Source organism: Cognatilysobacter tabacisoli, from assembly GCF_003586305.1.
Lineage (GTDB): Bacteria > Pseudomonadota > Gammaproteobacteria > Xanthomonadales > Xanthomonadaceae > Cognatilysobacter_A > Cognatilysobacter_A tabacisoli.
Window position 1 is genome coordinate 482,056 of record NZ_KZ987400.1, and the last position, 15,010, is coordinate 497,065.

The window sequence follows — 15,010 nt, forward strand, 5'->3', positions numbered from 1 at the left end:
CGCCCCGCGCGCGCCGCGACCCGCAGGAGCCGCTGATGGGCTGGACGCTGCGTGCCTACGATGACGCCGACGCGCTCGCCACGGGCGTCGCCGACGCGCTCGCCGCCGCGTGCGATGCGGCCCTAGCCGAGCGCGGCCACGCGTGGCTCGCGTTGGCCGGCGGACGCACGCCTTTCCCGGGCTATCGCGCGCTGGCGGCGCGGCCGCTGCGCTGGGCCGACGTCACCGTGGTGCCGACCGACGAGCGCTGCGTGCCGCACGAGCACGAGGCCAGCAACCTGCGCGGTCTGCGCGAGGCGTTCGCCGCCGCGGCCGGCGTGCGGATCGAGTCGCTGACCACCGTCGACGGCGAGCCCGGCGCGTCGGAAGCGCATGCGCAGTCGCTGCTCGCGCGTGCCCCGGCGCGCTTCGACGCGGCACTGCTCGGCATGGGCAACGATGCGCACACGGCGTCGCTGTTCCCCGGTGCGCCGCAGGTGCGCGCCGCGCTCGACCCGCGCGGCGCCGCGCGCGCGTGCCGCGTCGACCCCGTCCCGCTGCCGCCCGAGGCCCCGTACCCGCGCATCAGCCTGACGGCGGCGGCGCTGCTCGCCGCGCGCGCGGTGCACCTGGTGATCACCGGCGACGGCAAGCGCGCGGTGCTCGAGCAGGCATCGGCGGCCGGTGATCCGCTGCGGTACCCGATCGCCGCGATCCTGCTGGCGCCCGACCTCGACGTGCAGGTGCACTGGTGCGCGTGAGCCGCGCCCACGCTCCCGTCGCGCGCGCCGGGCGTACCCTCGCTGCTGCCGCGCAGCGCAGCGCAATGACCCAAGAGACCCGCTGATGGCCCTGCACCCGACCCTCGACCGCGTCACCGCGCGCATTGCCGAGCGCAGCCGCACGCTGCGCAACGACTACCTCGCGCGCATGGACGCGGCCCGCCACGACGGCCCGGCGCGCGCGCGTCTGGGCTGCGGCAACCTCGCGCACGGCTTTGCCGCGTCCGGCGTCGACAAGCCGGGGCTGCGCGGCGGGCGCGGCGGCAACATCGGCATCGTCACCGCGTACAACGACATGCTGTCGGCGCACCAGCCGATGGAGCAGTACCCGACGCTGATCCGCGCCGCCGCGCGCGCCGCCGGCGGCAGCGCGCAGGTCGCCGGCGGCGTGCCGGCGATGTGCGACGGCGTGACCCAGGGCCGCGACGGCATGGAGCTGAGCCTGTTCTCGCGCGACGCGATCGCCCTGGCCACCGCGGTGTCGCTGTCGCACGACATGTTCGACGCGGCGCTGCTGCTGGGCGTGTGCGACAAGATCGTGCCGGGGCTGCTGATCGGCGCGCTCAGCTTCGGCCACCTGCCGGTGATCTTCGTGCCGGCCGGGCCGATGACCTCGGGCCTGCCGAACAAGGAGAAGGCCGCGGTGCGCCAGCGCTATGCCGAAGGCCTGGCGACGCGCGAGGAGCTGCTGGAGGCCGAGGCGGCCAGCTACCACGGCCCCGGCACGTGCACGTTCTACGGCACCGCGAACTCCAACCAGATGCTGATGGAGGTCATGGGCCTGCACCTGCCGGGCAGCGCGTTCGTCAATCCGGGCACGCCGCTGCGCGACGCGCTGACGGTCGCCGCGACCGAACAGGCGCTGCGCATCAGTGCGCTCGGCGACGACTACCGTCCGCTGGCGCGCACCGTCGACGAGAAGGCCATCGCCAACGCGATGGTCGGCCTGGCCGCGACCGGCGGGTCGACCAACCACGCCCTGCACCTGGTCGCGATCGCGCGCGCGGCCGGGCTGCTGATCGACTGGGACGACCTCGACGAACTGTCGCGCGTGACCCCGCTGCTGGCGCGCATCTACCCGAACGGCGGCGCCGACGTGAACCACTTCCAGGCCGCGGGCGGGCTCGGCTTCGCGATCCGCGAGCTGATCGACGCCGGACTGCTGCACCCGGACATCGCCTGCGTGCACGGCGGCGACCTGCGCCGGCAGGCGATGGAGCCGCACATGGACGACCTGGCGCTGCGCTGGCGCGAGCCGCCGGCGGCGTCGCTCGACGACACCGTGCTGCGCGGTGCCGCCGCGCCGTTCGACCGCGAGGGCGGGCTGCGACGGCTGCAGGGGAACCTCGGCCGCGCGGTCGCGAAGATCTCGGCGGTCGCGCCCGAGTTCCGCACGATCGAGGCGCCGGCGCGCGTGTTCGATTCGCAGGACGCGATGCTGCATGCGTTCCAGGCCGGCGCGCTGACCGGCGACTTCGTCGCGGTGATCCGCGGCCAAGGCCCGCGCGCGAACGGCATGCCCGAGCTGCACAAGCTGACCCCGGCGCTGGCGGTGATGCAGGACCGTGGCCAGCGGGTCGCGCTGCTGACCGACGGGCGCATGTCCGGCGCGTCCGGCAAGGTGCTCGCCGCGATCCACGTCAGCCCCGAGGCGGCCGACGGCGCGCCGATCGCGCGCGTGCGCGATGGAGACGTCATCCGCATCGACGCCGACGCCGGCACGATGGACGCGCGCGTCGACGCCGCCGAGTGGGCCGCGCGGACGCCGGCGACGCTGGCGCTGGCCGGCAACCGCTTCGGCATGGGGCGCGAACTGTTCGGGCTGATGCGTGCGCAGGTCGGCAGCGCGGAGCAGGGCGCGTGCAGCCTGTTCGGCGACGAGGACGCGGCCCACGCCGCGCGGGGTGCCGCGCGATGACGGCCGGGCTCGACCTGGCGCTGATCGCCGACATTGGCGGCACCAACGCGCGCTTCGCATTGACCGACCTGGCCTCGCCGCGGCCGCGGCTGCTCGAGGTGCGGTCGCTGGTGGCGGCCGAGTTCGCCAGCCTGCAGCACGCGGCCGAGCACTACCTGCAGCAGGTCGGCGCGACGCCGACCCGCGCCGGCATCGCGGTGGCCAGCCCCGCCGACGCCGACGAGATCCGCCTGACCAACCGCGCGTGGTCGTTCAGCCAGCGCGAGCTGCAGCGCACGCTCGGCCTCGCGCAGCTGCGGGTGCTCAACGACTTCGGCGCGATCGCGCACGCCGTCCCTGCGCTGCAGGCCGACGACTGCGTCGCGCTGTACGGGCCGACCGACGCGCCGCTGCGCGGGCCGGTGACGGTGATGGGCCCGGGCACCGGGCTCGGCGTCGCCCAGCTCGTCGGCGGCCGCGACGACGACTGGCACGTCGTCGAGACCGAGGGCGGGCACGTGACGTTCGCGCCGCTCGGCGACGAGGAGCTGGAGATCGCGCGCTGGCTGACGCGGCAGCACGGCCGCACCTCGACCGAGCGGGTCCTGTGCGGCGCCGGCATCGCCAGCATCGACGCGGTGCTGCGCGGCGTGCAGCCGGGCGCGCCGGCGTCGGCGCTGCGCGAACCGGCCGCGGTGGTCGCCGCCGCGCTGGAGGGGCACGACCACGCCGCGCGTCGCGCGCTCGCGCGCTTCTGCGCCGTGCTCGGCAGCGTCGCCGGCGACGCCTGCCTGATCCACGGCGCGCGCACGCTGATGATCGCCGGCGGCATCGTGCCGCGGTTCGTGCCGTTCCTGCGCAGCAGCGCGTTCCGCGAGCGCTTCCTTGCCAAGGGCCGCTTCGCCGCGTACCTGGAGTCGGTCGCGATCCACGTCATCACCCACCCGAACCCCGGGCTGCTCGGCGCCGCGATGGCGCTGCGCCAGTCCGCCGCGCACGGAGCCGACGCATGAGCCAGTGGACCCCCGAGCTGCGCGCGCAGCGCGTCGACGCGATCCTGTCGCAGGCGCCGGTGCTGCCGGTGCTGAGCATCGCGAACGTGGACGACGCGGTGCCGCTGGCGCGCGCGCTGGTCGACGGCGGCCTGCCGGTGCTCGAGGTCACGCTGCGCACCGCGGTGGCGGTCGAGGCGATCGCGCGGATCGCGCGCGAGGTGCCCGGCGCGGTGGTCGGCGCCGGCACGATCCGCACCGGCGCCGAGCTGGCGGCCGTGGCCGATGCCGGCGGCGTGTTCGCGATCTCGCCCGGCGCCACCGAGGCGCTGTACGACGCTGCACAGGCCGCGACGATTCCGTGGATCCCGGCGATCGCGACGGCCAGCGAGTTGATGCGCGGCCTCGAGCACGGCCACCGCCGATTCAAGTTCTTCCCGGCCGAGTCGTCCGGCGGCATCGGCGCGCTGAAGGGCTTCGCCGGCCCCTTCGCCGAGGCGCGCTTCTGCCCGACCGGCGGCATCGACGCGGCCAAGGCCCCGGGCTACTTCGTCCAGCCGAACGTCGTCACCGTCGGCGGCTCGTGGATGGTTCCGTCCGACGCGCTCGCGTCGCGCGACTGGCCACGCATCGCCACGCTGGCGCGCGAGGCGGCCGCGCTGCGCGGCTGATTACCGCACGGCCGCGGGCGGCGGGGTCCCCGCGCCCTTGCTTCCAAGTCGCGATCCGCCGCGACAGCTCCTCCCATTGCCAAAGCGCTGTTGGGCCCTCAGCCCGGCGACGCTGCGTCTGCCGTCGCCGCGCATTCCAAGCACAACCGGTCGCTGCTGGCGCGGGCGAAACGCCGCCCGCCCGCGCGCACGCCACGCGCCGGCCTGCGCTGCACCTGCGCCCAGTCGCGCCGGGCCGCGCATAAAAAACCCCCGCCGATTCGCATCGGCGGGGGCGGGGATGACGCAAACCGCTGCGTGGATCAGAAGCGGTAGTTGACGCCGAACAGGTAGGTGCGGCCGTACTCGAAGAACTCGCGCGGACGGTCCTGGCGGCCGTCGAACGTCGAGCGGAACGGCTCGTTCTCGACGTTGTTGACCTGCAGCAGGAACGACAGGTTCTCCAGCGGGCCCGACTGGATCGTGTAGCCCAGCTGCACGTCGGTGACCTTCTCGCCTTCGAAGATGCGCACGGTGCGGTCGCCGCCGAAGCCCTGCACTTCGCCACGGAAGTCCGAGCGGGTGCGCTGGCTGACGCGGGCCGAGAAGCCGAAGCGCTCGTAGTAGGCCGTTGCGTTCGACACGTACTTGGACAGGCCGGGCAGCGTGGTGGCCGGGCGGTCCGGACCGTCCGGGCGGATCTCGCTGTCGACTTCCGAGTAGTTCGCCTGGATGCCGAAGCCTTCCAGCGGCGCCCACAGCATCTCCAGCGGGATCGACACCGCGAACTCCCAGCCCTTCAGCGTGCCGCCCTCGCCGTTGATCGGCTGGCTGAACTCGCCGATCGACGACTGCGGAATGGCGGACGCGGGCAGGTTCGGCGGCAGCGGCAGCTGGCTGAAGTCGAACTGGGTGACCTGGTCGTACACGTAGGTCTTCAGGTCCTTGTAGAAGTAGCCGGCGCTGACGTAGCCCTTGCCGGCGAAGTACTTCTCGTAGCTCAGGTCGAGCGCGTCGGCCTCCCACGGCCGCAGCTCGGAGTTGCCGCCGCTGCCGGACCACTGCGGGCACGGCGGCGCGTCGCCGGCCGGGCACGTCGTCGGGGTGCGGTTGATGCTGTAGCCGGCGTTGGCGCGCATCTGGTCCATGCGCGGACGCGCCTGCTGGCGGCCGGCACCGAAGCGGATGTACTGTTCGGCCGGAAGCTGCGCCTTGAGGTTCAGGCTCGGCAGGTAGTCGGTGTACGTGGCCCCGCGGGTGGCGGGCTGGTCGAGCGTGATGCCCTCGAACGTCGACACGCCGGTCGAGGTCTGGTCGACGTTGATGCCCTGCACGCCGATGTTGCCGCGCACCGGGATCGAGCCGAGGTCGAAGTCGAGGTTGGCCTGGACGTAGAACGTCGCGACGCGCTCGTTGACCTCCCAGTTCTTGTTGTTGATGTCGCCGTTGTTGATGTTGGCGCGGCGGTTGTAGATGGTGTTGAACGCGTTCAGCGCGTCGTATCCGTACAGGCCAGTGAGGCCGGCGAAGTCGAAGTCCGAGCCGTTGCCGGCCGGCAGCGGCGCCTGGGCGCCGTCACGGCACGCGTTGAGGCACAGGAAGTTCTCGTTCGACGCGCGGCTCTTGGTGCGGTCGGTCAGGTTGACGCCGAAGTCCAGGCTGCTCAGGACGCCCGACTCGAACGTGCGCTCGAGGTCGAAGCGCACCGAAGTCAGCTCGTCCTTGACCTCGAAGTCCTTGATGTAGCCGTCCTGGCCCCAGCCGCCGGCGTCGGTCAGGCGCAGGATGCTCGGGTCGGTGTAGTCGTAGCCGAAGTCGAAGTCGAAGTAGCCGTCCGGGTTGAACGTGATGCCGACCGTGTCGCCGGCGACGCCGTTGGCCAGCCCCGCGTACGTCTCGAGGATGCGCTCCTCGCGCTTGGCGCTGGACGAGCTGATGTCGGCCGACAGCGTCCACGCCTCGTTGAGGCGCAGCTTGTTGTTCCAGCCGATCGAGAACAGGTCGTCCTTGGCGGCGTTGTAGTCGTTGCGGATGACCGGATCGAAGTTGTTAAACGTCGCCTGGATCGCGGTGCCTTCGGCGTTGTTGGTGCGGCTGACCGGCTGGCCGGGCGGGCCGAACACCAGGCCGAATTCCATGCCGCGCTTGGTCTCGAGCTTGTCGAACTTCGAATAGAACAGGTCCAGTCGCGACGAATAGACGTCGTTCGGCTTGAACTCGAGCACGCCGACGAAGCCGTCGCGCTCGTTGTCGTTGTCGATCTGGTACAGCTTGCCGCCGCCCAGCACGCCGTTGTCGTAGCCCCAGGACTCGAACTGGGTGCCCTGCACCGGGTTGTTCAGCCGCGCATAGCCGAGCGCCAGGCCGACGGTGTTGTCGGCGAACTGGTCGACGTACGACAGGCTGAAGCGGTTGCCGTATTCCTTGTTGTCGCCGCGCTTGTTGAGGTCGCCGCGCACGTTGACCGCGATCACCTGCTCGCCGTACGACAGCGGGCTGACGGTCTGCAGGTCGACGGTGCCGGACAGGCCCTGGCCGACCAGCGAGGCGTCCTGGGTCTTGTACACGACGACCTGGTTGATCAGCTCGGACGGGTACTGGTCGAACTCGACGCCGCGGTTGTTGCCGAGGCTGACCTGTTCGCGCCCGTTGAGGGTGGTGGTGGAGAAGTCGCCGGAGAAGCCGCGGATGTTGATTTCCTGCGGACGGCCGCCGAAGCGCTGCGCGGTCAGGCCGGGCAGGCGCGCGATCGAGTCGGCGATCGAGGTGTCGGGCAGCTTGCCGATGTCCTCGGCCGAGATGGCCTCGACGATCGACGAGTTCTCCTGCTTGGTCTCGATCGCGTTCTCGATGCCGGCGCGGATGCCGGTGACGACGACCTTGTCGAGTTCGGTCGCCTCGCCCTCGGTGGCGGGAGCCTGCGTCTGCGGGTCTGCGGTTTGCGCCTGGGCGCCGGTGGCGATCAGCACGGTCGCCGAAGCGAGCGCCATGCTGAGCAGGTTGCGCTTGAGTCTCAACATCTCCCCTCCACTCCAACTCTCTAATGTTGTAGGCGGAACCGCTCGGCGCCGGTGGCGTCTGCACGGGATCCGGTGCGCCCAGGGACCAAAGGCGGTCCTGGAGCGTGGGGCGATGGTAGTCGGCGGGGTGGCTGCACAAAGCCCCTTGCATACGTATTCATTAAAATTGCGTGACAGCCCGGTGGGACAAGGCTTTGCGGGCCGTGCAACAGTCCGTCGCGCACCCCCGCCGCCCGTCTGCCGCCGGCAGCCGCCGGCGCGTCCACGGCCCTGTTCAGCCGTCCGCGACGACGCGAGTGCGCGAGGAGTCGGCGATGCGAAGCACCTTCCCGATGCGCGAGTGGCCGGCGCTGGCCGCGGTCCTGCTGGCCGTTGCCGCCGGCGCCGGCTGCGTCAGCGCTCCCAGCGCGCCCGCAGCGCCGAGCGCGCCGCCTGACGCCGACGCCGCCGCGGCCGGCCCGCTGCACGTGCCGTCGCCGGACTGGCGCGACCAGGTCATCTACTTCGTGATGACCGACCGCTTCGCCGACGGCGACCGGTCCAACAACGACCAGGGCGCGGGCGAATACGATCCGGCCGACAACGCGCGCTGGAGCGGCGGCGACCTGCGCGGCATCGCCCAGCGCCTCGACTACATCCGCGGCCTCGGCGCGACCGCGGTGTGGGTGACGCCGCCGGTCGCGAACCAGTGGTGGAACCCGCGCACGCGCTACGGCGGCTACCACGGCTACTGGGCGGTCGACTTCAAGGCGGTCGACGCGCACTACGGCACGCTCGACGACTACCGCGCGCTGTCGCGCGCACTGCACGGCGCCGGCATGTACCTGGTGCAGGACGTGGTGGTGAACCACACCGCGAACTTCTTCGAGTACGACGCCGGCCACGACCCCGCCGACCCGACCCGCGGCTACGCGCGCCACGCCGACACGCAGGGCCGCTCGGCGCCGGTGCAGCCGCCGTTCGATCGCAACGACCCGCGCGATCCCGACGACCGCGCCGCCGGCATCTACCACTGGACGCCGACGATCCGCGATTTCGGCGATCGCACGCAGGAGCTGACCTGGCAGCTGGCCGGCCTCGACGACCTCGCCACCGACAACCCCGCCGTGCGCCGCGCGCTGCGCGACGCCTATGGCTTCTGGATCCGCGAGGCCGGCGTCGATGCGTTCCGCGTCGACACCGCGTATTACGTCACGCCGGAGTACTTCACCGACTTCCTGCACTCCGACGACCCCGCCGCGCCCGGCATCGCCAAGGTGGCCGCCGCCACAGGGCGCCGCGACTTCCACGTGTTCGGCGAAGGCTTCGGCATCGACCGCGCCTACGACGACGCGCAGGCGCGCAAGATCGACGCATATATGCGCGCGCCCGGCGCGCCGTCCGGTACGCCGCCGGCGTACCTGCCGGGGATGATCAACTTCCCGCTGCACGGCACGCTGCTGGACGTGTTCGCGCGCGGCCACGCGAGCGCCGAGCTCGGCCACCGCATCGAATCGATGATGAAGGTGCACGCCGATCCGTGGCGGATGCCGACGTTCGTCGACAACCACGACGTCGACCGCTTCCTCGCCAGCGGCGACGAGGCGGGGCTGAAGCAGGCGCTGCTGGCGATGCTGACGCTGCCGGGCATCCCGACCATCTACTACGGCACCGAGCAGGGGCTGCGCGAGCAGCGCGCGGCGCTGTTCGCCGGCGGCGTCGGCAGCGGCGGGCGCGACCGCTACGACACCGGCGCGCCGCTGTACCGCTACCTGCAGCGCGCGATCGCGCTGCGCCGCTCGAACCCGGTGTTCTCGCGCGGCACGCCGACGGTGATCGGCAGCAACGCCGCCGCGCCCGGTGCATTGGCATACCGGATGGACCACGGCGACGCGCGCGCGATCGTCGCGTTCAACAGCGCGCCGCGCGCGAGCCTGATGGACGGCGTCGACACCGGCCTGCCGCCCGGCACGGTGCTGCGCGGCGTGTTTGCCATCCAAGACGACGACGCCGACGGCGCCGCGCCCGAGCTCGTCGTCGGCGACGACGGCCGGGTGACGCTGCCGCTCGCCGCGCGCGCGGGCTTCGTCTGGCTCGACACCGGCACCCGCCGCGTCGGCGCCGCGGCGACGGCCGCGCTGGCGATCGACGCCGGCGCCCCGGCGCGCGCCGGCGGCGACTTCACCCTGCGCGGCAGCGCGCGCGGGGTCGACGCGTTCCGGCTGGTGGTCGACGGCAACCTCGACGACGCGATCACCGTCCGCCCCGGCCGCGACGGCCGCTGGCAGGCCACGGTCGACACGTCGGCGATCGTCGACGGCGACGCGCTGCACCGCGTCGTCGCCTGGGACCCGGGCACCGGCGCGCGCGCGACGGCGCACGAGTTCCGGGTCGCGCGCGAATGGGCGCTGCTGGCCGACGTCGCCGACCCGGCCGGAGACGACGCCGGTCCGGCCGGCCGCTACGTCTACCCGACCGATCCGGACTGGCAGGCGCGTCCGCTCGACCTGCGCCGCGTGCGCGTGTTCGGCGCCGGCGGCGCGCTGAAGGTCGAGATCACGACGAACCGGCGCATCGCCACGTGGAACGGCGCCAACGGCTTCGACCACGTCGCGTACACGCTGTTCGTCGGGGTGCCCGGCCGCCCCGGCGGCGCGACGGTGATGCCGCTGCAGAACGGCACGCTGCCCGGCGGCATGCGCTGGCACGTGCGCGCCCGCGCCCACGGCTGGAGCAATGCGCTGTTCGCCAGCGACGGCGCCAGCGCCGCGGCGGAAGGCACCGCGATCACGCCGGTCGCCGCGCTTGCGCTCGGTCCGGGCGAGCACACGGTGACGTTCACCGTGCCGGCGAGCGCGCTCGGCAAGCCCGCGTCGCTGTCGGGCGTGCAGCTGTTCGTCAACACCTGGGACTACGACGGCGGCTACCGCGGGCTGACGGCGACGCCCGGCGGCTACACCGTCGGCGGCGGCGACGGCCGCGTCGATCCGCTGTGGATGGACGACAGTGGCGTGATCACCCTGCCGTAGCGGCGCGGCTCACCGTCCGCCGCCTTCGCGGCCGAACAGGAAGCGCAGCGGCGCGTCGAGGCGCGCCCGCCACGCCTGCTCGGTGTGCTCGGCGCCGTCGAAGCGGCGCGTGGTCCAGTTCTCGCCGTCGACGTAGCCGGCCGCGCGCAGGTAAGCGTCCATCCGCCGCTGGAACGGCGCGTAGCCGGCGTCGAGCGTCGCGGTGCCGTGGTCGAAGTACAGCCGGTGCGTGCGCGGGTCCGGCAGGTGGCGACCGAACCAGTCGACGGTGACGCCGTCGCCGATCGGCCAGTGCGTGGACAGCGCCGCGACCTTGCCGAACACCTGCGGGTACTGCGCGGCCGCGTACAGCGAGATCAACCCGCCCATGCTCGAGCCCATCACCGCGGTGTCGTCTCGCCCCGGGCGCGTGCGGTAGGTCGCATCGATGAACGGCTTGAGCTCCTCGACGAGGAAGCGCAGGTACGCGTCGGACTGCAGCTGCGCGGCCGGCACCGGCGCGATGCCAGGCACGCCCGTAGCCAGCAGGCCGCCGGCATCGACCACCGGCGCGCGCGGCATGTACTCGTCGAGCCGGCGCGGGGTGTTCGACACGCCGACGACGATCGCCAGCTCCATGTCACCGCCGGCGATCAGCCGCGTCATCCAGCCGTCGACGTCCCAGTCGGCGCCGGTCCACACCTGCGCCGGGTCGAACAGGTTCTGGCCGTCGTGCGCGTACAGCACCGGGTAGCGGCGAGTCGGGTCGTCGGCGTAGCCCGGCGGCAGCCACACGTCGACGGTGCGCGCGGCGACGTGGCGAGACGGCACGTCGTGCCAGCCCTCGACGGTGCCGGTCGCGTCGATCGCCGGCGCGCGCACCGCGTACGCCCACCGCAGGAACACCGGCAGCATCCGCGCCCACGTCGCCTGGTTGTGCTCGCCGCCGTCGAGCTCGTACAGCGCCAGGTCGGCGCGCGTCGGCCGCACCGCGTGGCTGGCGTTGACGGTGTAGCCGAGCTGGCGCAGCCCCTTGGCGCGCACGGTGTCGCCGGCGACGTCGCCGAGCACGAACTCGCGCACGTCGTCGAGCGCGTCGTTGATGCCGTCGCGGTCGCGGTCGTCGGTTTCCTCGGTGGTGCCGACGGCGACGAAGAGCCTCGGGCCGTTGGCCGGCGTGGCGCGCGCGAGCTGCCCGTGGGCCAGCCGGGTGCGCTGCGCGGCCTCGGGCGTGCTCGAGTCCGCCGGCAGCCACAGCGACGGCGAGAACGAGCCGACGCGCCCGAACACCTCGCGGTACTGCCAGCCGAGGTTGAACGCGTTGAGGCCACCGAGCGACCAGCCGAGCACGGCGCGCGCATCTGCGGTGGCGCGGGTGCGGTAGCGCGCGTCGATCGCCGGCACCAGCGTGGTCGCCACCCACTCGGAGTAGGCGTGCGCATGGGTGCCGACGGCACCGTGCCGGGTGTTGGCGACGAGGCTGCGCGCGGCCGCGCGATCCGACAGGCCGTAGGCGCCGAGCCGGTCGGCCGGCATGTCGATCGCGACGACGATCGGCGCGCGGATCGTGCCGTCGCGGGCGAGCCGGTCGAGCGTGTCCGCGAGCGCGACGGCGTCGCGGTCCTGCCCGTCGTTGACGTACAGCGTCGCGTGGCGCGCGTCGCCGGCGGCGTAACCGGGCGGCAGCAGCACGGTCGCGGTCATGCCGTCCGGCGCGAACGCGGTCGCCGGGAACGCGATCGACTCGGCCGTGTAGGTCGCGGTCGGGGACGCGGCGGGCATCGCGCCGGGCGCGGGCGCGTCGGACGGCGCGACGTGCGCGCAGCCGGCGAGCAGCGCGGCGAACGCGGCCACGCAGGCGGACGACAGCAGGGAACGGCGGGGAGCGGCGTGCATGGCGGGTCTCGATGGGAATGGGGCAGGGCTACTCGACGACGAACACCACCGCGGTGCGCGCCGGCACGGTCAGCCGGCCGTCGCGCCGCGACCAGCGCGCGTCGCGCGCGCGCCGGTCGGCGGCGTCGCGCGCGCGGTGCACCGGGTGCAGCACGAAGCGCACGCCCGCGTGCTCGGGCAGCGCCAGCGTCTGTGCGCTCGGCGCGACGTTGATCGCGTACAGCACCTGGACGAATCGGGCGTCGTCGAGGCCTTTGCCGTCGAGTTGGCCGACGACGACGGCCGGGTTCTGCGCCGCGCCGCTGTTCGGGAACGTCAACCGCCGCTGCACGTCGTCTGCCGTGCGCAGGCGGAACAGCGGCGTGCTCGCGCGGATCCGCAGCAGGTCGTGGAACGCGTCGCGGGTGAACGCGATCTCGCGCGGCGAAGGCGCGATCAACGCGTCGCGCAGCAGCGGCCGCATGAGGTCCCAGTTCGCGCGGTTGTCCGACGCCGGCGGCAGGCCGGTGCCGAAGTGGTTGGTGGTGTAGGTCCAGTCGAGGCGGTTGAACCAGTCGCCGGAGTCGAAGCTGTTGCGGTCCAGCGACTTGCTGCGCAGCACCTCGACGCCGGCGTGCCAGTACGCGACACCCTGGCTGAAGGCGGTCGTCGCCAGCGCCAGCACCTGTACGCGCGCGCGGTCCTCGCGCGAGGTGTCGCGCGGCAGTTTGTAGGCGTTGAGGTCGAACAGGGTCTGGTTGTCGTGGTTCTCGACGTAGTTGACGACCTCGTCGGGCTGGCTCGCGTAGCCGGCCGGCTGGCCCTTGTAGTCGACCTGCGACGCCGGCTTGCGCACGCCGTCGGCGGCGGTGAACGCGTAGTCGCGCAGCGTGCCGGCGAGGCCGACGCGGACCAGGTCGGCGGCGTGGCGCAGGGCCTGCTCCGTGGCCGCGCTCTGCCGCACCGAGGGCGCGTTCGGCGCCAGGTGCAGGCCGTTGACCCAGCCCTGCGCGCTGACCAGCGCGTCGCCCGAGTCGGCCGGGCCGCCGCCGCGCACCGCGTCGCGCGCGCGGTCGCTGAAGGTGCCGATGCCGCTGCCGTTCAGAGACAGCTGCGAGGCCTGGACGAAGCGCTTGCCGTCGGCGACCTCGCCGAAGTTCCAGCCCTCGCCGATGAAGTGGATGCGCCGGCCGGCGGCGGCGTCGACGCGGCGCGAGATCGCCTCCATCGCCGCGCGCGGCTGGTGGCCCATCAGGTCGAAACGGAACGAGTCGATCCGGTGCGCGGTCGCCCACAGCACGATCGAGTCGGCCATCAGCCGCGCCATCATCCGGTGTTCGGTCGCGGTGTTGTCGCAGCAGGTCGATCGCTCGACCGTGCCGCTGGCGTCGAGGCGGTGGTAGTAGCCCGGCACGATCCGGTCGAGCACCGCGCGCGGCTCCTGGCCCGATGTGGTCATGTGGTTGTAGACGACGTCCATGCCAACGCGCAGGCCCTCGCGGTGCAGCGCCTGCACCATCGAGCGCAGTTCGCGGATGCGCACCGCGCCGTCCATCGCGTCGCTGGCGTAGCTGCCCTCGGGCGCGTTGAAGTGGTACGGGTCGTAGCCCCAGTTGAAGCAGTCGCGCGCGGCCACCGCCATCACCGCGGCCTGCTGCGCGTCGCTGTCGGGCGCGGCGTCGGGCACGGTCGGGGTGGCGCAGCCGATCTCAGGGATCGTCGCCAGGTCGAACACCGGCAGCAGGTGCACGTCGGTCAGCCCGGCCGCGCGCAGCGCGCGCAGGTGGCGCATGCCGTTCGAGTCGCGCTGCGTGAACGCGAGGTACTTGCCGCGGTGCGGTGCCGGCACGCTGGCATCGTCGCGGGAGAAATCGCGCACGTGCAGCTCGTAGATGCTCATGTCGACCTGCGCGGCGAGCGGCGCGGGCCGCGGCGTGGCGTCCCAGCCGTCGGGCTTCAGCGCCGGGTCGTCGAGGTCGGCGATCAGGGTGCGCTTCGAGTCGGCCGACAGGCTGACCGCGTACGGGTCGGTCGCGCGGTTGCGGACGACGCCGACGCCGCGCACGAACACGTCGACGAGGTAGGTGTAGTAGGCGCCGCGGCGGTCGCCGGGCAGCGTCGTCGTCCAGGTGCCGCTGGCGTCGTCGCGCGTCAGCGGCAGCGCCTGCGTTGCCGGGGACTGCGGGCCGTCGTACGTGCACAGCGCCACCGACTGCGCCGTCGGCGCCCACAGCGCGATGCGGGTGCCATCGGCGCGCGGCGTCGCGCCGAGCGCCGGCGCGGACTCCGCGGCGGCGTAGCGGTCGTCGAGCGCGCCCGGGTGCTGCACGTACGTCGCATCGACGACGCGGCCGCGCGCGTCCTCGCGCACCAGCAGCAGCTGACCGCGCAGCAGCGCGTCGATGCGATCGGTCTGCGCGGACGGCAGGGCGGCGTCGACGCCCGGCGCGACGAAGCCGAAGCGCGCGGCGACCGCGGGCGGCAGCGCGTCGGTGGGCGTCTCGAGCGCGATGGCGCCGTCGCCGCCGCGCACCGGGCGGCCGGCCTCGGCGCGCAGGATGCCGGCCGCGGCGTGGTGCAGTCGCAGGCGCTCCCCATCGGCCAGCGCGACGCCGGGCCAGCGCAGCCGCGTGGCCGACAGCCAGACCGCGCGCGCGTCGGTGCCGGCATGCGCCACTGGCGCCAGCACGCGGGTCGGCTCGGCGGCGTCGCAGTCGGCGCTCGACGCGACGGGCCACGTCCCCTGTGGCGCGGCCATCGCGCCCGTGTTCAGTCCCGCCAGCAGCGCGCCAGCGGCGATGAATACGATTGCAGGTCGCGCCGCGCGC

Annotated in this window: 8 protein-coding genes; 5 read left to right on the plus strand and 3 right to left on the minus strand. The window is 73.3% G+C overall.

Annotated elements, in window-relative coordinates; all coding sequences use genetic code 11:
- Positions 1 to 35 precede the first annotated feature (35 nt).
- From pgl to D3A60_RS02100, 4 genes are all read left to right on the plus strand, one after another.
- Entirely contained in the window at positions 36 to 740 is a 705-nt protein-coding gene (gene pgl / locus D3A60_RS02085; RefSeq protein WP_119717043.1) for a 6-phosphogluconolactonase, read from the plus strand.
- Positions 741 to 825: 85 nt separating this feature from the next.
- The gene (gene edd, locus D3A60_RS02090) at positions 826 to 2,679 is read left to right on the plus strand and encodes a phosphogluconate dehydratase (protein ID WP_119717044.1); all 1,854 of its coding nucleotides are present in this window, start codon (positions 826 to 828) and stop codon (positions 2,677 to 2,679) included.
- Positions 2,676 to 3,671 carry a glucokinase gene (gene glk / locus D3A60_RS02095; protein WP_119717045.1) on the plus strand — a complete coding sequence of 332 codons (996 nt, stop codon included), beginning with the start codon at positions 2,676 to 2,678 and terminating at the stop codon, positions 3,669 to 3,671. Before edd ends, glk begins: the two co-directional genes overlap by 4 nt.
- Positions 3,668 to 4,321, plus strand: a complete 654-nt coding sequence (locus D3A60_RS02100) for a bifunctional 4-hydroxy-2-oxoglutarate aldolase/2-dehydro-3-deoxy-phosphogluconate aldolase (RefSeq protein ID WP_119717046.1) — start codon at positions 3,668 to 3,670, stop codon at positions 4,319 to 4,321. The genes glk and D3A60_RS02100 overlap by 4 nt, the downstream gene beginning before the upstream one ends.
- Before the next feature lie 302 nt (positions 4,322 to 4,623).
- Here the strand turns inward: D3A60_RS02100 and D3A60_RS02105 are convergent, their stop codons facing one another.
- Positions 4,624 to 7,320 (minus strand): TonB-dependent receptor, encoded by a 2,697-nt coding sequence (locus D3A60_RS02105; protein WP_119717047.1) that lies wholly within the window; start codon positions 7,318 to 7,320, stop codon positions 4,624 to 4,626.
- A gap of 314 nt (positions 7,321 to 7,634) precedes the next feature.
- On the opposite strand from D3A60_RS02105, the gene D3A60_RS02110 reads away from it, so the two are divergent.
- Positions 7,635 to 10,328: an alpha-amylase family glycosyl hydrolase gene (locus tag D3A60_RS02110; RefSeq protein WP_157981375.1), complete on the plus strand. Its 2,694-nt coding sequence runs from the start codon at positions 7,635 to 7,637 to the stop codon at positions 10,326 to 10,328.
- A gap of 9 nt (positions 10,329 to 10,337) precedes the next feature.
- Here the strand turns inward: D3A60_RS02110 and D3A60_RS02115 are convergent, their stop codons facing one another.
- Together D3A60_RS02115 and D3A60_RS02120 are read right to left on the minus strand one after the other, a co-directional pair.
- The gene (locus tag D3A60_RS02115; RefSeq protein WP_157981376.1) at positions 10,338 to 12,203 is read right to left on the minus strand and encodes an alpha/beta hydrolase-fold protein; all 1,866 of its coding nucleotides are present in this window, start codon (positions 12,201 to 12,203) and stop codon (positions 10,338 to 10,340) included.
- 28 nt (positions 12,204 to 12,231) lie between these two features.
- The gene (locus D3A60_RS02120; RefSeq protein WP_119717509.1) at positions 12,232 to 14,940 is read right to left on the minus strand and encodes an alpha-1,6-glucosidase domain-containing protein; all 2,709 of its coding nucleotides are present in this window, start codon (positions 14,938 to 14,940) and stop codon (positions 12,232 to 12,234) included.
- Positions 14,941 to 15,010 lie beyond the last annotated feature (70 nt).